The sequence below is a fragment of the Acinetobacter amyesii genome (assembly GCF_023499985.1).
Classification (GTDB): Bacteria; Pseudomonadota; Gammaproteobacteria; order Pseudomonadales; family Moraxellaceae; genus Acinetobacter; species Acinetobacter amyesii.
Genome location: NZ_JAMCOU010000013.1, coordinates 299,617 through 320,429, shown reverse-complemented (window position 1 = coordinate 320,429; position 20,813 = coordinate 299,617). Strand labels below are relative to the sequence as shown.

Annotated in this window: 24 protein-coding genes and 2 pseudogenes; 13 read left to right on the top strand and 13 right to left on the bottom strand. The window is 39.3% G+C overall.

Features of this window, described 5'->3' with window-relative positions; translation table 11 throughout:
- Positions 1-188 precede the first annotated feature (188 nt).
- Together M5F03_RS03060 and M5F03_RS03055 are read left to right on the top strand one after the other, a co-directional pair.
- A complete protein-coding gene (locus M5F03_RS03060; protein ID WP_249706509.1) occupies positions 189-452 on the top strand; it encodes a PAAR domain-containing protein in 264 nt (87 codons plus the stop codon).
- A gap of 106 nt (positions 453-558) precedes the next feature.
- Positions 559-1,356, top strand: coding sequence for an alpha/beta fold hydrolase (locus M5F03_RS03055; protein ID WP_249706506.1), 798 nt, complete (start codon positions 559-561; stop codon positions 1,354-1,356).
- Between the two features lie 63 nt (positions 1,357-1,419).
- Here M5F03_RS03055 and fabR read toward each other — a convergent pair whose 3' ends face one another.
- Positions 1,420-2,094, bottom strand: coding sequence for an HTH-type transcriptional repressor FabR (gene fabR / locus M5F03_RS03050; protein ID WP_372491111.1), 675 nt, complete (start codon positions 2,092-2,094; stop codon positions 1,420-1,422).
- Between the two features lie 168 nt (positions 2,095-2,262).
- Here fabR and M5F03_RS03045 point away from each other — a divergent pair, with 168 nt between their 5' ends.
- The gene (locus tag M5F03_RS03045) at positions 2,263-3,330 is read left to right on the top strand and encodes a ferredoxin reductase (RefSeq protein WP_249706504.1); all 1,068 of its coding nucleotides are present in this window, start codon (positions 2,263-2,265) and stop codon (positions 3,328-3,330) included.
- 12 nt (positions 3,331-3,342) lie between these two features.
- Complete coding sequence (locus M5F03_RS03040; protein ID WP_078193588.1) at positions 3,343-4,437, top strand: fatty acid desaturase family protein; 1,095 nt, start codon at positions 3,343-3,345, stop codon at positions 4,435-4,437.
- Positions 4,438-4,519: 82 nt separating this feature from the next.
- Here the strand turns inward: M5F03_RS03040 and M5F03_RS03035 are convergent, their stop codons facing one another.
- From M5F03_RS03035 to M5F03_RS03025, 3 genes are all read right to left on the bottom strand, one after another.
- Positions 4,520-4,723, bottom strand: coding sequence for a hypothetical protein (locus M5F03_RS03035; protein WP_180003812.1), 204 nt, complete (start codon positions 4,721-4,723; stop codon positions 4,520-4,522).
- Positions 4,724-4,899: 176 nt separating this feature from the next.
- Entirely contained in the window at positions 4,900-5,529 is a 630-nt protein-coding gene (locus tag M5F03_RS03030; protein ID WP_180106575.1) for an HAD-IB family hydrolase, read from the bottom strand.
- A complete protein-coding gene (locus tag M5F03_RS03025; RefSeq protein WP_249706503.1) occupies positions 5,496-6,701 on the bottom strand; it encodes a DUF1615 domain-containing protein in 1,206 nt (401 codons plus the stop codon). Before M5F03_RS03025 ends, M5F03_RS03030 begins: the two co-directional genes overlap by 34 nt.
- Positions 6,702-6,977: 276 nt before the next feature.
- Here M5F03_RS03025 and M5F03_RS03020 point away from each other — a divergent pair, with 276 nt between their 5' ends.
- Together M5F03_RS03020 and M5F03_RS03015 are read left to right on the top strand one after the other, a co-directional pair.
- Complete coding sequence (locus M5F03_RS03020) at positions 6,978-7,160, top strand: hypothetical protein (protein ID WP_078193584.1); 183 nt, start codon at positions 6,978-6,980, stop codon at positions 7,158-7,160.
- Between the two features lie 121 nt (positions 7,161-7,281).
- The gene (locus M5F03_RS03015) at positions 7,282-7,491 is read left to right on the top strand and encodes an acyl-CoA thioesterase (RefSeq protein WP_180023999.1); all 210 of its coding nucleotides are present in this window, start codon (positions 7,282-7,284) and stop codon (positions 7,489-7,491) included.
- A 92-nt stretch (positions 7,492-7,583) separates the two neighbouring features.
- On the opposite strand, the gene M5F03_RS03010 is transcribed toward M5F03_RS03015, so the two are convergent.
- Both M5F03_RS03010 and M5F03_RS03005 read right to left on the bottom strand, forming a co-directional pair.
- The gene (locus M5F03_RS03010; RefSeq protein ID WP_180088197.1) at positions 7,584-7,754 is read right to left on the bottom strand and encodes a hypothetical protein; all 171 of its coding nucleotides are present in this window, start codon (positions 7,752-7,754) and stop codon (positions 7,584-7,586) included.
- A 316-nt stretch (positions 7,755-8,070) separates the two neighbouring features.
- Positions 8,071-8,445 carry a hypothetical protein gene (locus tag M5F03_RS03005; protein ID WP_249679953.1) on the bottom strand — a complete coding sequence of 125 codons (375 nt, stop codon included), beginning with the start codon at positions 8,443-8,445 and terminating at the stop codon, positions 8,071-8,073.
- 564 nt (positions 8,446-9,009) lie between these two features.
- On the opposite strand from M5F03_RS03005, the gene M5F03_RS03000 reads away from it, so the two are divergent.
- Positions 9,010-9,357, top strand: coding sequence for a hypothetical protein (locus M5F03_RS03000; RefSeq protein WP_249706830.1), 348 nt, complete (start codon positions 9,010-9,012; stop codon positions 9,355-9,357).
- A gap of 16 nt (positions 9,358-9,373) precedes the next feature.
- Here the strand turns inward: M5F03_RS03000 and M5F03_RS02995 are convergent.
- Positions 9,374-9,729, bottom strand: a pseudogene (locus M5F03_RS02995) (tyrosine-type recombinase/integrase); the annotation flags it as partial.
- Positions 9,730-9,832: 103 nt separating this feature from the next.
- Here M5F03_RS02995 and dusB point away from each other — a divergent pair.
- Positions 9,833-10,879, top strand: a complete 1,047-nt coding sequence (gene dusB / locus M5F03_RS02990) for a tRNA dihydrouridine synthase DusB (protein ID WP_180022264.1) — start codon at positions 9,833-9,835, stop codon at positions 10,877-10,879.
- Between the two features lie 219 nt (positions 10,880-11,098).
- Here dusB and M5F03_RS02985 read toward each other — a convergent pair whose 3' ends face one another.
- Entirely contained in the window at positions 11,099-12,142 is a 1,044-nt protein-coding gene (locus tag M5F03_RS02985) for an NAD(P)H-dependent flavin oxidoreductase (RefSeq protein WP_249706501.1), read from the bottom strand.
- Between the two features lie 214 nt (positions 12,143-12,356).
- Here M5F03_RS02985 and M5F03_RS02980 point away from each other — a divergent pair, with 214 nt between their 5' ends.
- The 3 genes from M5F03_RS02980 (at position 12,357) to M5F03_RS02970 (ending at position 14,992) form a co-directional block, all read left to right on the top strand.
- Positions 12,357-13,616 (top strand): putative DNA modification/repair radical SAM protein, encoded by a 1,260-nt coding sequence (locus M5F03_RS02980; RefSeq protein ID WP_078193581.1) that lies wholly within the window; start codon positions 12,357-12,359, stop codon positions 13,614-13,616.
- Positions 13,617-13,625: 9 nt separating this feature from the next.
- Positions 13,626-14,405 carry a TIGR03915 family putative DNA repair protein gene (locus M5F03_RS02975; RefSeq protein ID WP_249706499.1) on the top strand — a complete coding sequence of 260 codons (780 nt, stop codon included), beginning with the start codon at positions 13,626-13,628 and terminating at the stop codon, positions 14,403-14,405.
- Positions 14,406-14,470: 65 nt separating this feature from the next.
- Positions 14,471-14,992: a hypothetical protein gene (locus tag M5F03_RS02970; RefSeq protein ID WP_249706497.1), complete on the top strand. Its 522-nt coding sequence runs from the start codon at positions 14,471-14,473 to the stop codon at positions 14,990-14,992.
- Between the two features lie 40 nt (positions 14,993-15,032).
- Here M5F03_RS02970 and M5F03_RS02965 read toward each other — a convergent pair whose 3' ends face one another.
- The 5 genes from M5F03_RS02965 to metK form a co-directional block, all read right to left on the bottom strand.
- On the bottom strand, positions 15,033-16,244 hold the full coding sequence (locus M5F03_RS02965) for a YeeE/YedE family protein (protein ID WP_249706494.1): 1,212 nt from the start codon (positions 16,242-16,244) through the stop codon (positions 15,033-15,035).
- Positions 16,245-16,379: 135 nt separating this feature from the next.
- Positions 16,380-17,081, bottom strand: coding sequence for a VIT1/CCC1 transporter family protein (locus tag M5F03_RS02960; RefSeq protein WP_180010154.1), 702 nt, complete (start codon positions 17,079-17,081; stop codon positions 16,380-16,382).
- Between the two features lie 146 nt (positions 17,082-17,227).
- Positions 17,228-17,572 carry a hypothetical protein gene (locus M5F03_RS02955; RefSeq protein WP_249706491.1) on the bottom strand — a complete coding sequence of 115 codons (345 nt, stop codon included), beginning with the start codon at positions 17,570-17,572 and terminating at the stop codon, positions 17,228-17,230.
- Positions 17,573-17,723: 151 nt separating this feature from the next.
- Complete coding sequence (locus tag M5F03_RS02950; protein WP_249706489.1) at positions 17,724-18,164, bottom strand: SMI1/KNR4 family protein; 441 nt, start codon at positions 18,162-18,164, stop codon at positions 17,724-17,726.
- Positions 18,165-18,333: 169 nt separating this feature from the next.
- Positions 18,334-19,500 carry a methionine adenosyltransferase gene (gene metK, locus M5F03_RS02945; RefSeq protein ID WP_078188779.1) on the bottom strand — a complete coding sequence of 389 codons (1,167 nt, stop codon included), beginning with the start codon at positions 19,498-19,500 and terminating at the stop codon, positions 18,334-18,336.
- A gap of 444 nt (positions 19,501-19,944) precedes the next feature.
- Here metK and M5F03_RS16725 point away from each other — a divergent pair.
- Together M5F03_RS16725 and M5F03_RS16610 are read left to right on the top strand one after the other, a co-directional pair.
- Positions 19,945-20,026, top strand: a pseudogene (locus M5F03_RS16725) (prepilin-type N-terminal cleavage/methylation domain-containing protein); the annotation flags it as partial.
- Between the two features lie 47 nt (positions 20,027-20,073).
- The gene (locus tag M5F03_RS16610; protein ID WP_443611947.1) at positions 20,074-20,370 is read left to right on the top strand and encodes a pilin; all 297 of its coding nucleotides are present in this window, start codon (positions 20,074-20,076) and stop codon (positions 20,368-20,370) included.
- The last annotated feature ends 443 nt before the right edge of the window (positions 20,371-20,813 follow it).

Sequence of the window (20,813 nt, the reverse complement as noted above, 5' to 3'; positions counted from 1 at the left end):
GTATTCGGGCATATAGCGATAGCATCATAATCAAATGATTGTTCACGAACTGTCTTAATGTCGTGTTTTGATGCTTTAGTTAAGTAAAGTTTTGGCTTGGTTAAATTTATACGTCGATGCTAGCGAGTTGAGGGCAGTTCCGTTAAAATGCTTCAAATTTCAGCAGTTCGTTAGAAGAAAATAAAAATATGAAATCCTTAATTACCTTAGGTAGTAAAACGTCACACGGTGGTGTGGTTTCAGAATGTGAACCTTCATTTGTGATTAATGGTATTGCAGTACATTTAAATGGCATGAAACATTATTGCCCGAAATGCAATTCGACTGTGGTTGCGATCGCGGCAGATCAAAGTACAACAGTAAAGGGGCGTGGTGTTGTGGTTGCTGGGGATAAAACCACTTGTGGCGCAACATTTTTACCGAATCAATCAATGGTCGGTTCACAAAAATAATCTGCAAATTGACTTTGGGGTCATATAGATAAACTCATTGAGTCCTGTTTTATTTGCTTTGATCACTTTATGATGGGTCATCATCAGCTGATTAGATGAGTTTTAGGTGAAAAGCGCGATCCATTTTACCCATGCCAATGGTATTCCTGCCGCGAGTTATCGAAAGTTTTTATCCTACTTTGCACCGCAATTTGATGTGAAGGCGATTCCGCTTATTGGTATGGATGAGCGCTATCCGATCACCAAAGATTGGCGATATTTGGTCGATCAAGTCATAGCAGATATCGAGCACCAATTTCCAAAACAACAAGTGATTGGGCTTGGACATTCTTTTGGTTCTTTAGTCACTCTTATGGCGGCTTATAAACGTCCAGATTTGTTTTCACAACTGATTATTATGGATCCACCTTTCGTAATTGGTCCTAAGTCTGCCATTTTTGAAGGTATGCAAAAATCAAAGCTCAAAGCTGTCGATAAAATTACCCCAGCGGCAATTACATTGAAGCGTAATGACCATTGGCCAAATTTGGATGAAGCCTATACGGCACTACGGAATAATCGTTTATTTAAAAGTTTTGATCCGCAATGTTTTGAGGATTATTTTGCACAAGGCATTCAAGCTGATGAAAAACGCGGTGGCGTGACCCTCAGCATTCCAAAAGCCGTGGAAGCGCAAATCTTCCGTACAGTGCCTGCATGGTGGTGGCGTACTCCACGTAAAGCCCCTCAAATGCCTGTACACCTTATCACCGCAGATAACAGCCATTTTTATAAACAAGGTTTGCCTGACGGAATGAAGAAAACCTATGGTATAGATTATAGTGTAGTTGAAGGTGGGCACATGTTTCCACTTGAGCAGCCGAAACAGACAGCGCTACACGTCATGCAGTACTTACAGCATTAGAAAAATAAATTTTGCTCATAAAAAAGGAGACCTGAACGTCTCCTTTTTTTTGACCGTTAATTTTTATCGAATCTGGGCTTCGTCTAAATGGCGAGCACCTTCCAGGATCATGCGAATCATAATCATGGTTTGTTCGGCAACTTCTTTGCGTTGTTCTGTCGGTAGATCAATGACTTTCGCACCCATGTTAAACACCAATTGGGTAATACCACGTGCCACGATGTCAGGATGAGCCAACTTACTCTGATTTAAACGTTCTAGTACGATTAAATCTTCTCTTAATTCTTGTTGGAAATAGTTAAGTTGACGCTCAACTGCATTTTTATAGGAATGCGAACCAGTATAGCCTTCACGAAGTAAAAGGCTTAAGTTGCCTTCATCGGCATCTAGTTGCTGAATAAATACTTCAACTGAACTACGAATAATACTGCTTTGGCGTGATGCCTGAAGGCGTGCTTCATGCAAAATTTGACGTAACACACCACCAGCTCGATCAATCAACTCAATGGCTAATTCATCAATATCTTTGAAGTGACGATAAAAACTATTTGGAGCAATGCCAGCTTCACGTGCAACTTCACGCAAACTCAGTGATGAAATACTTTTTTGTGGACCAATTAAATTAAGCGCTGCCTGAAACAGTTCTTCCTTGGTAATCGTTGCTTTACGACCTACAGTGCGAACTGCAAGTGGAGTTTCAGCTTCAGAATGTAATTCTTCCTGGTACATGTTAACCATATTCGTCTGTGCAGACTGAGTCATATTTTTTAATAGATTAAAAACATTAACATATTATAGCGTCTGCTAATAGCTTTTGTGAAAATGTCGATTAAATGCACAAGCGTATATACAAATATATATACATGTGTATAATAATTAAAAACCTCCCATGAGTTGTATTTGATTATGCATGTACTCGAAAAAGCAAAAAAGCCTTTAAACGCACTCAAAGACAGTGTTATAGACGTCAATGCGGTGAATTTCTGGTTGCAGAAATTTAATCCGTTATGGTCTGGTAATCAGGCACTCGGCAAAATTGTACAAAAAGAAAATGCAGCAAATGAGATGGTCAGCCTAACTATACAGGTGAACCGTTTGTTTAAAATGGGTGAAGCTGGTCAGCATCATCCTGTTTTTGCTCGTGTAAATGGGATCCGTTACGAACGTACTTATAGTTTGACTCAGTTAGATGATCAACACGTATTACTTAGCGTAAAAAAAGTGAATATGGGTATTGTGAGTACTTGGCTCGTAGAACAAGCGCAAGTGGGTGACATCTTAGAATTTGGTCAGCCTTTTGGTGATATGACTTTGGTGTCAAATTCTGCGCCGTTGCTACTATTGGCTGCGGGTAGTGGTATTACGCCAATGTTAAGTTTGTTGAAAGCGATGAGCAAAACTAAGCAAATTGCGGAGCAACCAATTCAGTTAATGTACTGGGTTAAGTATCACGATGATGCCGCATTCAAATTACGCTTCGAAGCTTTGGCAAATGAATATCCAAACTTTAAATTTCAAATTTTCTTTACCCAAGAAGAAGTTGCTGATCCACGATTAAATGCCGCTCACGCTGCTCAAATTGACGACATTGAGCACAGTACTGTGTTTGCATGTGGTCCATCGGGTTTCGTCACTCAGGCCGAAGCGTTATTTGATCATGCACAATGCTTTATGAGTGAAGCATTTAGCATGAGTCCAATTGCAACGGATGACATTGGCTTTGTGAATGTCACGCTTACGCAATCCAATAAAACCGTCAGTATTCCAAAAGGCCAATCAATTTTAGCCAGTCTTGAACAACAAAATATCAAACCAAATCACGGTTGCCGTATGGGCATTTGTAATAAATGTGCCTGCAACAAAGTTGAAGGTTCGACTAAAAATATGGTCAATGGTAGCCAAAATAAAGAACCGGGTAATTTACTCAAAATTTGTGTGAACTCAGCACAGTCAGATCTCGTTATTGATTTATAAGGTAGAAAAAATATGAACATGCCTGTAAAAATTGAATATTTTAAAAATCCTAAAAACCGTGAGTTAACCCAATCGCAATTAGATGAACTTGCGCGTGAGCTTGACGCGATTAAGCAAGAAGTTTTAGATGACTTAGGTGAAAAGGATGCGAAATACATTCGCCGTGTGTATTCGACCATTCGATATTCATCTATGGCGGGTCGTGCATTATTGTTTGCAGGTTGGTTTCCGCCAGCATGGATTTTAGGCACAGGTCTTTTAGGTTTTGCCAAAATCATGGAAAACATGGAATTAGGTCATAATGTCATGCATGGTCAATATGACTGGATGAATGATCCTAAATTCAATGGTCAGACTTATGAATGGGATATCGTGGGTACTGCAGATAACTGGCGCCAAACTCACAATTTTAAACATCATACCTATACCAACATTAAAGGTATGGATGATGATATTGGTTATGGTCTCGTTCGTTTATTCCCAGAACAGCGTTGGAAGCCGGGCTATCTATTACAACCGATTTATAGCATTCCATTTTGCTTATTGTTCCAATGGGGTGTTGCCATTCAAAACCTTGAATTGGGTAAATACTTTAAAGGTCGCAAAACAAAACAGCAGACCAAAGAAGAATGGAAGCCAATGCAAGCCAAAATCGGCAAGCAATTATTTAAAGACTATGTGTTTTTCCCGCTTATTGCAGGGCCTGCAGCATTACCTGTGCTTACAGGGAACCTCGTTGCGAATGGTCTTCGTAATATTTGGACGTTTAGCATTATTTTCTGTGGTCACTTCACCAAAGATGTTGAAGTTTTCCCGAAAAAAGTACTTGAAAATGAAAGCCGTGGACATTGGTACATGCGTCAAATCCGTGGTTCTTCAAACCTTACTGGTTCAGAAGCATTTCACATTTTGACAGGGCATTTAAGCCATCAGATCGAACACCATTTATACCCTGACGTTCCTGCACGTCGTTATCGTAAAATGGCGCCAAAAGTGCAGGCGGTCTGTGAAAAATATGGTTTGAACTATAACAACGCAAGTTTAGTGAAACAGTACGGCAGTGTACTAAAACGTATTGTGAAATATGCGTTTCCATTTAAAAAGTAATAAACGCTACACTAAATTTACGGGAAAAAAAGCCATGCAATTGCATGGCTTTTTTATATTAACTTTGGGGAAAATATTTATTTCAATTTTTGATATGTAATTTGAGGATCTTAATCAAATTCATATAATTTCCTTTTTTAGCCATACGAATGACCAATTCAATTTCTTCTTTCGTCCACATCTGGCGAGTGGCTGAGAAGGCAAATTGAGCAAGGAGTACAAATGGATTTTCGCCAAATTTAATATGGAGGCCTTTGACATATTTCGGTGGATTGAATTGATTCATATTCTTTTCCCGCTTTTAATATTTGACCGCATTATTTCTAATTAATGAGAAAAATAGCACACTATAAAGTCAAAATAAAAGCAGAATTTTCAAAATTTAATCATATATTAGAGCGACTTAAATTTAAGTTTGTGATTGTTAACTTTGATTAATAAACCAAACTAAATCACTCGACTTTAGTCGAGTTCAGGTAGGCGTTTATCCTTTCCATTCATGAAATGGTGGGTGGCCAATTCGAACATAGCGAGGTCTTCATCGCTATTTCCATAGGCATAAACATGCTCATAGTCTTGAAGGTTAAATTGCTCCAAAACGCGATTTTTCTTTTGCTCACCACTACAGTCTAAGGTTTCATATAAACCAGTCAGTTTTTGGTTATTGGTTGCAGTTTCAGTACAGATCAGTTTGACCCCGAGCTTTTCAGCCACAGGTTTAAGATATAAATCGACGGATGCAGAAACCAATACGACTTCATGACCGCGTTTTTGGTGTTGCTGTAATTGTTCATACAGTGAAGGATTGAGTTCTGCCATCAAATGTTCAGCATATTGCGCTGCTTGATTTAAAATGTGCTCATGATTGGCTTGGCTAAACATTGCGGCATATAGGCGAGGACGCATTGCATGTGCAGGATATAGCTTGAGATAATAGCCTTGAATCCAAGGGAGAATTTTAATCCCTTGGCGCACGATATGCCTTTTAGGCAGGGAATAGAAGATGAACCCTGTAAAACTGTCTTTATTACACAGGGTTCCGTCAAAATCAAATAAGGCTAAAGTTTTAGGTTTTTGATGCGGCGCATGCATGTTTGATAACGTCCATCGACTCGTGTGGCAAACCAATTGGTATTGTAATCACGGCTTAATTTTGGCCCCGAAATTACGACTTCAGGCATCATGGCATAAAACGGTTCTTTACCAGTCTTTTCTTGGTACAACTTTTTGACAGCTTTATACGTCAAAGTATCTTCAAAGTCCTGATCTTTTTCTTTTTTAAGATCTGAACGAATTTGACGTGGCGTCGCGATCACATTGTTTTCTGCAAAAACGGCAATCAGCGCGGTTTCAGACTGGCTTTTTGCAGAACGTGGAGAACCATCTTTATTATAAAGTAAGAGGTCACCATCTAAGCCGAGCTCAGCAGGGGTCAAGTCATTCAACATGCTTTGGAATGCCGCATTACGACTCGAATAACGACCCGAGTTATAATCTGCAAAACGATAAATCGGTTTGTCATACTCAGCCGGATACATCATTAAACGGTGGATGCCATAATACAAACCGCCATATTGGCTATACATGTCTGTGCGTAGTGCGGCAATATTTCCACCTTGGCGTTTGTGGTCTTTGGCATAGCCTATATGGACTTGCATCGAACCCAAAGTGGTAATGGGGTTGAGCTTTTCACCAATATCTTGTCCAACCAATTTCGCCGCGCCTGTTAACGCACTCACGTGATAGTGTTTAGACATATAGTCAAAAATTTCACGATATAGCTCGTCTAGCTCACGTTCAGTTTGAACGCGGCGCATTTGGCTCAAATAGTTATCTTCAGGACTCGGCTGATTTTTTAACACATCTTGGAAATAGCCAGCGACTGTACCACCGATGCCTTCACCCAATTTATCTTTAAACTTTTCTTCAAGACGATCTTGAACTTCTTTAACGGCTTTTTCACCGAGCCCCGGCACATGCGGATCAGCAACAAAATTGGACTCTTGATCGACCACAGCAACAATCGTACAGACATTTTCTTTCGTGGTCGGAATACCGAGCTGATCACTAATGTCGTAGATATCATTGGCCCATGACAGACGATCATTCACGCGAGGTGGAATGGCTTTTTTAATCTGTTCCGCTTCCATAGTGGGTTCATCTTTGCTCCACCATGAACCATTACCACAAGCAGCCAAGCCAATGGATAAAGCCAGTACAGAAAGGGATTTAAAGCATAATGTGGTCGAAAAAGTTTTGTTCATATTTTCCAATAAACTCAGCCATATGGGGGCGACAAAGCAGGAGCAGTATACTATGCAAAATACATAAGTAATGAATAAATATGTATATGCCTCATAGGGGACTGTCAATCTATTTATGGAGATCTACGCGTGTAAAAACAAGCAGTTCTGTCAGGATGATTGGAAAAAGAATGCTTTTTGAGCTAAATAGATGAATATTCCAATATCATTTTCAACAGATTATAAAAAATGAAGGTATATACTAGCTGAAATCCATAATTTTTAAAGGGGATTGTTATGCCAGCTAAATTTTTCAGTCGTTTCTTAGGTTTGATTGCGTTAGTTATGGTATTGGGGGCAATCGTTATAAACTTTGTTGTGGCTAAACCAATGGTGGAATATTGGATCTTACTCTTACTACCTTGTTTTGCAGTTCCAATTTTAACCTCAGTGATGATCACAAAGGATGAAAATCTTTAAGATTATCGTTCAGTAAATTTATATTTCAATCCAATAGATGATGAATACTCAGTCTGTGCAAAAAAGCTCACATCGGGTGGGCTTTTTTGTGAATTAGCCAAAAGTCTTTTATACTATGTAAATGAGAAGGTCAAAACGTCAGCAAAAATTAACAGCTTCAAAAGTTATTTGGTCAACTGAACAAGATGCCGAGTTGATCGAACATGCAGACTTAGCAATGCCTGAGTTAATCCAGCGCTTGGGATTTTGTGAAGAAGATATTTTGCAAAGAAAAGAAATATTAGGTTTAAACCGGCGGGCACGTCAAATTCAACGTTTATATTTTAAATAATTGAAGTCAAAATCATTGAAAACGGCGGAACACTTAAAATGCCTGTGAATTTAAAAACCACACAAACTGTAGGTTTTTAAATGTTTACTTAATTATTTTGCAACGGCTTCAGAAGCAGAGGCTACTTCAGTCGCGTCCTGAGCAACTTCAGTTGTTTGAACTTCAGATGCAGCAGCTTCAACTTTTTGTTCTTCAGCAGCAAATGTAGTTGCAGCCGCCGTAGAGATAAGTGCAGCAAAAAGTGCTTTATTTAAAGTTTTCATGATTCAATCTTCAGTCTATTTTTGGAAAAAACAACTTAATGTATTAATCATGATAAAAGTGTAATTAAAATGGGTTGTTATGTGGCTAGATTGTGAACTTTTACTAAAAATTTATCACAATAAATCAATAGCTTGAAATCCATCACAAAATAATATGTGTCATTCAAATATCGTTTAATATTTTAAAGACTTTAAAAAAAAGAAAAACCCGAATAAATCGGGAAGTGTATTTTACGTTGTTATTACAGCGAAACTTACACACTTTTCGCTTAATAACAATTTATCGCACAATTATGACGCCATGATGAAAGGGAGGTTATTCAACAGGGCATTCAATTTTGAGTTTTTCTTTGTAATAGTCCTGTGCGATCTTCAAATCATTCAACATTTTATCTTGAGTATAGTCTTGGGCTGCGAGTTTGAGCATGGCAGGCATGTAGTTAGTTTTATATTCATGAGGGTAGTCATGACATAAGACTTGTGTTTTTTCCTTGATCGATGTGCTTGGGGCATCTAAAACATCAAGGTATTGACTGATTTGCGCATCTGACTGCTCAAATTGTTGAGTCGCTTGTTCCGTTGTTAAATCAGCGTTTTGACTTTCAGCTGCAGCTACCTCGTCATTCGGTTGTTGGCAGGCAGTCAATATGGTAGCGAAAAATATAAAAGAGAGAATTTTCAATTTTTTCATAAAGTTCAACTCACTGATGTGAATTTATAGATTTAAGTTTTCAATGATTTTAGCAGTATCCCTCTATAGTAACACCTGTACGGGCAAATCTGCTGAAAGTCTGATGTTGAATCGATAGTGTGTTAGCTAGAAGGTATATGCATAACTTTCAACGACTCTTAAGCAAAAGCGTAGAAATTTTTGTTTGGAATTACTAAACTATCGCATTGCAAATTTGCCGTCCAATTCCGAAGCTTTAAATTCCTCAATTTAAGCGTTGAACGATGTTGATGTTCATTGTCATCATTCAATTGCATAATCATTGCCATGAAACGTTTTTACGCTCAACAGATTTTGCGAACATACATTTGAATTTAGCATTGTTAAAAGTGGATTCGAAGATTTCGAATGTGGTTCGGGTATCATTTGCTAAATATAGCTAGAGGTTAAAACATTGAGTCAACATCCTGTCATTCAAGAATTATTCGATCGTCCCATCGAGAGAAAACTGTGGGTGGCACCTATGGCAGGTGGGTTAGATTACGTTACTATTTACAATAACATCCAATTTAACGAGCATCAAAAGTGCATTATCTAACCAAAATTATTAACGGAATAACAATTTGCTTCCTAGCATCAGTGAACTGCTATGCTAAAGATGAACCATCAAATGCTCATAATGTAATTGAATTTAAATGGTACGAAGCCAAAAATAATTACAACAGAATAATCAGAGAGTCTAGAGAAGCCAAAAGGAATGATAGTAATTGTGAGGAAAAACTGGATATCTGTGATAAAGATATGAAAAGCTATCTTTATTACCGGAAACCATTAGCTGCCGCAAAAGCTCGCTTAGATGCAGCTGAAAGCAAGCTATATGAGAAAATGTCATTAGAATTTGATGCAGATAATGTTGGTGTTCAGAAAGATTAATACTTTTATAAGAAGCGGCGTAATCAGAAAAGTCTTGTCGCGTTAAATAATAGATATTCTTTTCAGAAATATCTAAACTAGTGATATGCTGTAGTGCTCCTGTTTTTGTCCTAGCAAAACTGTCCGCCTCATCCAAATACTGAAATATGAATTCTCTGAGTGTTTTTGCTTAAGTTGCACCTCAGGGTTCAACATTTTTTCAGGGTGCAATTCAATTTCTGCCTCTGCGCGTTTAATCCACTCATCAGCCAAAGACTTTTAGCTAAATGTTTTGGATTGCTTGAATTCTGGGTAGCCTTGAAGTTGTACGCGGACTTGAGCTCTATACCGAGTTGTACCGTCTTTTGTTTGTCGCTTAGTGACTGTACCTATAAATTTGCAACATTGAAATTTCGTGGTGCAAATAGGTTGCAACTAAAGAGCATTAAAAGTCAATACGAAGCGACTAAACGAAGTTAAACGAGGTTAAAAGATTTTGAGTAAAAACAATGTCATTCAAGAATTATTCGATCGTCCCATCGAGAGAAAACTGTGGGTGGCACCTATGGCAGGGGTTACAGATCGCCCATTTCGTACACTTTGCAAATACTTTGGCGCAGGTCATGCTGTCAGTGAAATGATGACGGCAGATAAGACCTTACGCATGAGTAAAAAGAGTCTTTATCGTGCCAATTTTGATGGTGAGATAGCACCTATCTCAGCTCAAATTGCAGGGTCAGATCCAGCTGAACTGGCTGAAGCCGCTCGCTATCAAGTGGCAAATGGTGCGCAAATTGTCGACATTAATATGGGATGTCCGGCGAAGAAAGTTTGTAATAAGTTGGCAGGTTCTGCGCTGCTCAAAGATGAAGATTTGGTGGCCCGCATTTTAGATGCTGTGGTTGATGCAGTTGATGTACCCGTGACTTTAAAAACCCGCTTGGGCTATCTCAATGGTCATGAAAACATTATGCGCGTTGCGAAACGTGCCGAAGAAGCTGGCATTGCTGCATTGGCACTTCATGGTCGTACACGTGAAGATATGTATCTGAATACGGCGCGTTATAGCTTAATTAAAGATGTGAAATCGTTGATCAATATTCCAGTGATTGCCAATGGTGATATTGATACACCTGAAAAAGCCAAATATGTACTGGATTATACTGGTGCTGATGCAGTCATGATTGGTCGTGCAGCTCAAGGTCGCCCATGGATATTCCGTGAAATAGGACATTACCTGACGACAGGTGAGCATATGGCGGCGCCAAGTATTATGGAAGTCCGTGACGTATTGCTTGGACACTTGTCTGAATTATATGGTTTTTATGGCGAATATTCAGGTTGTCGAATTTCACGCAAACATATTGCTTGGTACACCAAGGGTCTACGCTCTAGTAATGAGTTCCGCCAAAATATGTATAAAGTTGAATCTACAGCAGATCAATATAAAGTCGTCGAGAACTATTTTAATCACTTACTTGATCATGGTCAGATCATGAGTGATGTTCAAGTTGATCAGGTCAACTTGCTTGAAACCAAATAATTTAAAGCCAAACGAAATGGATCTGCACAATTTGATGCAAAGTAGGCTGCTTTAAGTTAGTTAGATTGATTTGAAATAGATTTAACTAACTTGATTCAAATGATCTGAAACAATTCTTGAATTGTGCATCGATGATGGCCTAAATTACATATAAAAAGCCCTCAATGTTGAGGGCTTTTTTGTAAGCATTCATGTTTGAATGTCGCGTTGAGCGAGGCCTTAGTTAAAGCGCATTTCTAAAACCAATTGATTGATCAAGTCAGGTGCTTCCAATTCACGTATTTGAGAGACATTGGTTCCCGCCCAAAAAGCACCATATTCATGTACACCATGCTTGCTAGCAGCGGCATGTAATTGTTTGCCTAAATCATAGCTATATGGGTAAGCCGGGACGGTCGGGCGAGTCGGTGTGTCAATATCTGTGTGCCAGTTATTGATAATGCCACGAGCAGGGCGGCCTGAAATACTTGATGTAATCTGCGTGATGGGTGCATCAAATAATGCTTTGCGATAAGCTTCATTGGCATTTGATGTTTTGCATTGCACAAAAGCAGTGCCCAATTGAACAGCATCTGCACCCAACTCCATAATTTGATAGGCCTGATGTCCATTCATAATGCCGCCAGCAGCAACAACGGGGCATTGAATATGGCGTTTCAAGAGCTGAACCAAATCACGAGTCTTAACGCTGCTATCAAAGTTTTCATTGAAAATGCCGCGGTGACCACCAGCTTCAATACCTTGAGCAATCACGATATCAATGCCTGCAGCTTCGATCAGTTTAGCTTCTGCTAAGTTGGTTGCAGAAACTAGAGTCAAAATACCCGCTTGTTTCAAGGCTTGGATTTGATGTGGATGTGGAATACCAAAATGGAAGCTTACCGCTTTAGGGCGCGTTTCCAGTAAGAGGTTTAGAAAATGGTCATTATCTTTAAAGCTTGGATAAATACAGTTCAGTGCTTCTGGAGCTTCTGCATTATATTGAGCAAAGCGTGATTTAAATTGCATGATCCATTTGGCAGCAACTTGTTCATCGAGTTCTACTGTGTCATGACAAAAAAAATTGACCTGAAAGGATTGGTCAGTAAGTTCTTGAGTTTGTAATATTTGCTGACGTGCATTCTCAACACTGCTTGCACCTAAACCCAGTGAACCAAGTCCACCTTGATTTGACACTTCTGCAGCAAGTTCAGGTGTAGAAACACCTGCCATTGGGGCAAGAAATATAGGGTGTTTGATGCCAAGTTTTTCTAATAAAGTCATGTGCATACTCCAATCACTCTAAATACTTTGCCCAAGCGAGTGAAATTAAGCAAATAATATTCGTTATTTCTTATCAAAATGGTCTTGAGCCTACAAAATGCTGTACTTAAAAATTAAGCGACACCTCGTGTCGTAGTAATGATGTATGACCCGACTTTTAAGGTGGATCCTTTTAAAATAATGCTGTATTCACTTTAAATTTTATAATTCTCCCATGTCTGAACGTATCCGTGAAAAACTGCAAATTTTAGCCGATGCTGCCAAATATGATGTCTCATGTTCTTCGAGTGGTAGTAAGCGCCAAAATAAAGACAAAGGTCTGGGTAATACTGGAAACGGTATTTGCCATAGCTATACTGAAGATGGTCGCTGCGTTTCGTTATTAAAAATTCTATTTTCCAATGTCTGTATTTTTGACTGCGCATATTGTGTGTCCCGTCGAAGTAACGACGTAAAGCGCGCAGCATTTACGGTACAGGAAGTGGTCGATTTGACTATGAATTTTTATCGTCGGAACTATATTGAGGGGCTATTTTTAAGTTCGGGGATTTTTAAATCGGCGGATTACACCATGGAACGTATGTTGCAGGTGGTAAAAAAACTGCGTTTAGAAGAAAATTTTAATGGTTATATTCATCTGAAGACCATTCCGGGTGCATCTCAGGAAATCATTACCGAAGCAGGTTTATATGTCGACCGTATGAGCATTAATTTGGAAATGCCGACAGAAGATGGTTTAAAAAAATTTGCACCTGAAAAAAGTCATGTTGAAGTCCAAAAAGACTTAGGTATCGTCCGAGATCGTTTGATTCAATTCAAAGATGAACGAAAAATAATACGTACAGTCCCTAAATTTGTACCCGCAGGACAAACGACGCAAATGGTGGTGGGCGCACATCAAGAGTCTGACCGTGATGTCATACTGATGGCAGACCGTCATTACAAAGAGTTTAAGCTCAAGCGTGTGTATTATTCGGGTTATATTCCAATTAACGAAGAGGAGCGTGCGCTGCCAGCTGTGGGGTCTGCGCCACCTTTATTACGAGAAAATCGGCTGTATCAAAGTGATTGGTTAATGCGTTTTTATGGATTTGAAGCGACAGAGTTGGTCGATGAAGAACATCCAAATTTAGAATTGGATATTGACCCTAAATTAGCGTGGGCACTGCGTCATCCCGAGCAATTTCCCGTGGATATCAATCGTGCTGAATATCAAATGATCTTACGTGTGCCGGGCATCGGTGTGCGTTCTGCTAAAAAAATTGTTCAAGCACGACGTTTTGGTAAAATTCATATCGACCAATTAAAACGTATGGGTATTTCCTACAACAGAGCACAACATTTTATACGCTGTGAAGATTCACCTAAATTTATTCGTGAACAACAGCCTCATCAAATAAGACAGCAGATTTTGCAAAGTGGCCAGTCGAAATATACGCAGCAAATTTCTCCACAATTGAACTTCGGTTTTTAGGATACAGTCGTGAGTATTTATGTCTTTGATGGCACGATGACAGGATTGTTAAGCTGTGTTTTTCGGGCCTTTCAATTTAAGCAATTTGACGTTCAGATTTGTACAGATGGGCAAGTGCAGGCAGGTCTTTTCGCCGAAGTCATTGATGTGGCTAGTCACGATGAACAAGCACAGCGGGTATGGCAAGGATTAAAGCTTAAAGCATCTGAAAGTGCTTTGAAGCAGTTTTATTATGCGTTTTTATCCGAGCAGCAGCAGGCTTTTCAACATTGTTTTAATTTTGCGATTTATGTGTTCCAGCAACAGCGTGATGTGTCTAAAAACTATGGTCATGCTGATGTATTAGGGATGAGCCAGTGGGCGAAGCAAGTGGGGCGTGAAAAGCACCGAATGGAAGCTTTTGTGCGTTTTAAAAAATGTCAGGATGGCTTGTTTATCAGTTTAGTCTCACCTGACTTTAATGTATTGCCTTTGATCGAACGGCATTTCAAATCACGCTATCAAGATCAACGTTGGCTGATTTACGATGAAAAACGCAATTATGGCATTTATTATGATTTAAAACAGGTGCATCAAGTGGATATGGATGTCACAACCATAGATAGGCAAATACAATCAGGCCATAGTCAATCCTTTAATATTGAACTGGATGATGATGAGGTTTTGTATGATCAGCTTTGGAAAGATTATTTTAGAAGTGTCAATATTGAAGCCCGACGTAATATGAAATTACATGTGCAGTATGTGCCACGTCGTTATTGGCGTTATATGAATGAGAAAGCGATTTAGGTGCGAATCATCTAGCAATTTTCGGGCATAATGATTGCGCTTTTGATTGTTTAAGTGAGACTTTGATGAAATTATTTCTTGTTACAACCGTTCTGACGGCAATGACGCTCACGGCGTGTTCTGCAAATGAACAAGAAAAGAAAACATTCAATCCGCAAAGTTATCAAGTTGCCGATACAGCGGGATTACAACAACGCTTTGAACAATTAAATCAGACTCTAGCAGCTGATTTCAGCCAACTAAAAAAAGTAGAAAGTATGGCTTTTTCAGATCAATCCGCTTTAGATGTTCATAACTTAAAAACTTTAAATCAGCATTTTGTTGCCAACACCGCTTTAAAAAGCTCAAAAATTGCCTATTGCGAAGTAATGAATCATTATTTTTCTGAAATGTATCATCTCGGACATGTGAACTTAGCTTTGGTGAAAGACGTTAAACTGCCAAATGCCGCAAACGAAGATTTGAGTCAGGTATTTGCGAATACAGACCAATTTTATGATTTTATTATCAACCGCTATACCACATACAAACAGGCACAAGAAACCATGCAATATGGTTGTAATCTAAAAGGCGCACTGAAAGATTAAAAAAAGCCCCTCATTTGAGGGGCTTTTTATTTCACAGAAATTAGCAGCCTGTAAGTTTTTCAGGTTGTGGACGTTCGCCAGGGAAGAAGATTGGACGTAGTTTGACGCCGATACCGTTCCCAATGAAGGCAAATACTAACCATAACCAGCCATGCAAACTACCTGAAGCAATACCGCTGAAATACGCTCCAATGTTACAGCCGTATGCTAAACGTGCGCCATAACCTAACATCAAACCACCGATCACAGCCGCTAGCAGTGAACGTTTTGGAATATTAAAGTTTGGTGCAAATTTGCCTGCTAGGCTCGCTGCAAGTAATGCACCGAGCATGATGCCGAAATTCATCATCGACGTGATATCAAACCATAATGATTCGGTGAGTGCTTTGGCATTTGCAGGTTGCTGCCAATATGCCCAAGATGCAACATCGATCCCCATAACACTTGCTGATTTTGCGGCCCAAACGGCTAAGGCAGAGGTCACGCCCCAAGGACGGCCTGCAAGTGCGAGTGTGGCAAAGTTCAGTAAAGTTAGGATAATTCCGCCCCAAACCAATGGCCATGGTCCACGTAGAAAACGTTTCCAGCCGTGTTGCATTGCTTGCGGCTCAACCTCAAGCTGACCATGGCGTTTCTTTTCAAAGTAAACTGTTGCTGCGGCAATCAATATAAAGAGCACAAAGTTTAATGCCAGTGCAGGGACTACACCAAAGCTTTTGACTAAAGAAATCGGCTCAAAGTGGGGAAGGTCAAACCACCATTGAATATGCGAAGTTGCAATCAATGAACCTGTACAGAAGAAGATCAGCGTTACAATCATACGTGCGCTACCTGCGCCCACAGTGTACAGGGTCCCTGATGCACAGCCGCCGCCAAGTTGCATACCAATACCAAAAATAAAGGCACCGATCATCACGGACATTGAAACAGGATTAACGTTACCTTTGACTGGGTTGCCAAATAATTCACCTGCACCTAAAGCAGGGAAGAAGAGCAGTACAGCCAAAGCCAACATGATCATTTGTGCACGCAAGCCACGACCACGACGCTCTTTAATAAAGACACGCCAACTTGAGGTAAAACCAAAAGATGCGTGATAAAGGGTCATACCCAATGCGCCACCAATTAAAAATAGCAATGCTTGGTTAACGCCCACAACCAGATAAGCACCAATGGTGCCTAAAATTAATAAAACAAAAGCCACCCAAATCGATACATTGGATCGATTGGCTGGCGCAGCAATAAAAGACATGGAAAAAAAAGCTTAAAAAATGTATCTCTATTTTACGGTTTTTATATATTGTAAAAATTAATATTGTTTAGAATTCACACAATCATTGCTGCGTATAATTGATTTAACATATATAAAAAACTGATAAAGCGAGCGTTAAACTGGATTTACATTAAATAAAGAACCAATCCAACTAGAAAAAAGCATGGCTGCAATGCCCCAAAGCGCAACACGTAGACTGCCTTTCAACATAGAAGTACCTGCTGCATAACTGGCTAAAGCACCGAGGAGTGCTAGGGAAATCACGCCAACGGCCATAACAGTTTTTTCAATATGCATGTCAGCACTGATCAAGATCGCAACCATCGGAAATATTGCACCAATTGAAAAGGCTAAAGCCGATGATAGCGCTGCTTGAACGGGTTTTGCTGCGGTATTGTCATGGATTCCAATTTCATCTCGGGCGTGGGCTTCAAGTGCATCATGTGCAGTTAATTGGACTGCGACTTCATGGGCCAGTGTAGGCTCTAAACCACGTTGAATATAAATTTGGGTAAGTTCTTTAAGTTCTAGCTCAGGGTTCTTTTGCAGTTCTTTATGCTCCATGTGAAGATCTGCTTTTTCGACGTCTTCTTGAGATTTCACAGAGATATATTCGCCCGCCGCCATAGAGGTTGCACCAGAGATGAGTCCTGCAATGCAGGTAATGAGTAAGGTATGGCTAGAAGCACCACTTGCAGCCATGCCCATAATTAAACTAGTGACGGAGATAATGCCATCATTTGCACCGAGTACAGATGCACGTAGCCAACCCGTACGTTCCATAAAATGTTTTTCGGCATGATGTGAGTAAGACATTATTTTCTCTAAGTTTGTTATTTATATGACCTCATAAGATTGACCTGACATCGGTTAAATTTCAAGTTAAAAATAGATTGAAACAGTAAGTTGAATAAAATACAGATATAAAAAAAGCACCCGAAGGTGCTTTTTTTATAAAATGCTTATTGCTGCGCTTTTTCTTTCACGTCAGCTGCACCTTGTTCAACAGCACCTGCTGTTGCAGCAGTTGCGTCTTTAGCTGCTTCTTTGGCATTGTGTGCAGCAGCTTCAGCATTTTCTGCAGCATTTTCGGCTGCTGTCGCAGTTGCAGTTGCAGCATTATCAACAGCAGTAGCTGTCGCAGTTGCCGCATCTGAAGTTGCATCAGCGATGTCATGGCCTGCTTGGTCAGCAGCGTTTTCTAAGTGTTCACCAGTTGTTGCACCTGTTTCTGGCGCTTTGTCTTTATTACAGCCAACAAGTGCAACAGTTGCAGCCAAACCTAAAGCAACAAGTATTTTATTCATTTTGATCTTTCCTTTTTTTGTTATGCCCGTAGCATGGGCTGAATTTATATTAGCTGAAAAAATATTCAAAAATCGATCAAAAATTGTTGATTTAGTGTAATTTTATCTAGCTTATTTTGTAGTTTGAAAGGCTTTATATCTGCTTATGGCGTTAAGGGTTTTGAGTAAATAATTCTTCAATTGAGTTAACAAGTAAATAGATAAATTCACTGTCTTCATGGCGCCATAAATATATTTCTTCCCCCAATTGTGTGTCGTCTACCGTACGCAGCAATAAATAATCGCCATCGCCGTTATGTGCAATAGCAATGCTGTTTTCAGGGAAGTCTTCAATTTCACTTATGGATTGATGTTCTGCGGCTAGATGATTCGTTGTACGTTTTATTCTTTTCACATCGCTGGTGTCTTGGAAAGGAAAAAGCCACCAAGCTTCGATGTCATCACCATCTTTAAATTCATCCGCACTAGAAAAGCTAATGCCGAATTCGCCACCATTTTCAATTTGCATTTTGGCTTTATATTTTTCTGGAAACTTAAATCCTAATTGTTCTTCAGTTGCAGTAATAAATTTTAAGTCTAATGGAAAGGGCATGATGTTGTTCTTAAATTATTTTGGTGTTTTATGAATAAGCTAGGCGTAAATTTTAGTCAATATTTTTTACACTCGTTATTTTTATCCTAGATGTTTTAGTTATGGACATACGGGCCATAAAAAAGCCTGCAATCAATGCAGGCTTTTTTGGGAAATTAATCTATTAAGATTAAAGACCAGCAGATGCTTTAAGCGCTTCCACTTTGTCAGTTTTTTCCCATGTAAATGCGGTATCAGAACCTTCACGACCGAAGTGACCATACGCAGCAGTTTGTTGGTACATCGGTTGGATCAAGTTCAACATACGAGTAATACCGTATGGACGTAAGTCAAAGTGTTCACGTACAAGTGCAATAATCAAATCTTCAGATACTTTTGCAGTATTGAATGTGTTGATCGAGATAGAAGTTGGTTCTGCAACACCAATCGCATATGACACTTGAATTTCACATTTGTCAGCTAGACCAGCAGCCACAATGTTTTTAGCAACATAACGGCCTGCATAAGCAGCAGAACGGTCCACTTTTGATGGATCTTTACCAGAGAACGCACCACCACCGTGACGAGCCATACCACCGTAAGTATCTACAATGATTTTACGGCCTGTTAAACCACAGTCGCCTACAGGGCCGCCAATGACGAACATACCTGTTGGGTTGATGTGGAATTTAGTGTCTGCATGGAACATTTCAGCAGGAATCACTTTTTTCACGATTTCTTCAATTACCGCTTCTTTTAATTGAGCTTGGGTAATTTTTGGATCGTGCTGAGTTGAAAGTACAACTGCGTCTAAGCGAACTGGCATGCCATTTTCATAAGCAAATGTTACTTGGCTTTTTGCATCAGGACGTAACCAAGCAAGTTTGCCTTGTTTACGTAGTTCAGCTTGTTTTTCCATTAAGCGATGTGCATATGAAATAGGTGCCGGCATAAGCACATCAGTTTCACGACTTGCATAACCAAACATTAAACCTTGGTCGCCCGCACCTTGATCTTCAGGTTTTTGACGGTCAACGCCCTGAGCAATTTCAGGTGATTGTTTCCCGATCATGTTGATCACGGCACAAGTTGAGCCATCAAAGCCAAGATCTGAATGGTGGTATCCGATACCATTTACGGTATTACGAACAATCGCTTCAAAGTCAACATTTGCAGTTGTTGTGATTTCACCGGCAAGTACAACCGCACCCGTTTTTACAAGCGTTTCACAAGCAACCCGTGCATATGGGTCTTCTTTTAAGATTGCATCCAAAATAGCATCACTGATTTGGTCAGCCATTTTATCCGGATGGCCTTCGCTTACAGATTCCGAGGTAAATACAGCGTACTCGCGCATAAGTCCTATCACAGTTAAATTTAAAGACGCAATATGTTACATCGAGAAAGCGTTTAGGACTAGCTCAACATGACCAAATTGGATGAAATTAATTCATTTCAATGACTTTTTAATTGATATAGGCATCTAAAAAATTGATATAAGCTATGGATTTATCAATTTAATTTTTTATGATGAGATAAAACTGAGATATTTTGTTTTGGCACAAGCAACAATGTGATTAGGCGTTAAAATGCCTAAAGTGGCATTTTAAGTGAATCAATTATAAGAAAAAATCAAATCAATATCCTGAGATTTATCAATAATGAATGTCATGAACTGCCAGAATATGACTGTAAACGACAATTATTCGTTTAATTTGAAAAATAAAACACAATAAGTATGCGCTTTTGAGACTTGGTACGCAAATTGCCTATTTGTCATTACGTTGAATGGGGAAACGTAATGAAACAGTCTGGTTATACACTCATTGAAATCATGATCGTGGTGGCAATTATCGGCATTTTGGCTGCAATTGCTACTGTATCTTACAATGGCTATGTCGCTCGGGCGCAAGTAGCTGAAGTATTAACAATGATTTCACGCTATAAAATTAAATTGATGGAAAATTATTCAGAGGAACAAAGCTGTGTAGATTTGAATACAGCGCTGAATGAAAGTATCAGTACCAAATATATTGCGAGTAGTGACATTACTGATGTGGCAGGAACGTGTTCAGTGGTTTTTACGTTTAAATCAACAGATGTCAATTTTGCTCTTCGCTCAAAGCAGATCTATTTTAATATTCCTGATGGTTTAAATGGTGCTTGGAATTGTCAATCGGATGATATTTCGCAGCGAAATTTACCTGCTACATGTCGTGGGATCTAAAGTATTGAATGTGAAACCGTGAGTATATTGGATCAGTACTGATTTCACAGGGATGAGTATGCTCTTAGAGTTTCACAAACATTCATAGGTTTCTTTATTGAATATATTTCATATTTCTAATGGTCATTTATCTGGATCGTCTTTGGCTGCTATTTATATTCACAATTTCCATTCGATGTATTGGACTTTTATCAATTACGAAGCGTTTGCTTTCGCCACTTAACTCTAAATATGCATTGCGCTGTCATTGATTCGCCATATAAAAGCGTCACTGTATACAAAATAAACGACATGCATAGGCTTGAAATTGTGCAATAAGCGCCCAAAATACAGGTGGTGCAGGAATAATTAGCGAAAATTTGCCCCTGAGGCTTTACCCATTCCGCTTTTTTTAAGACAATATACGCATCTTTGAATTCTTATTCATCTTACTCTTTTAAACC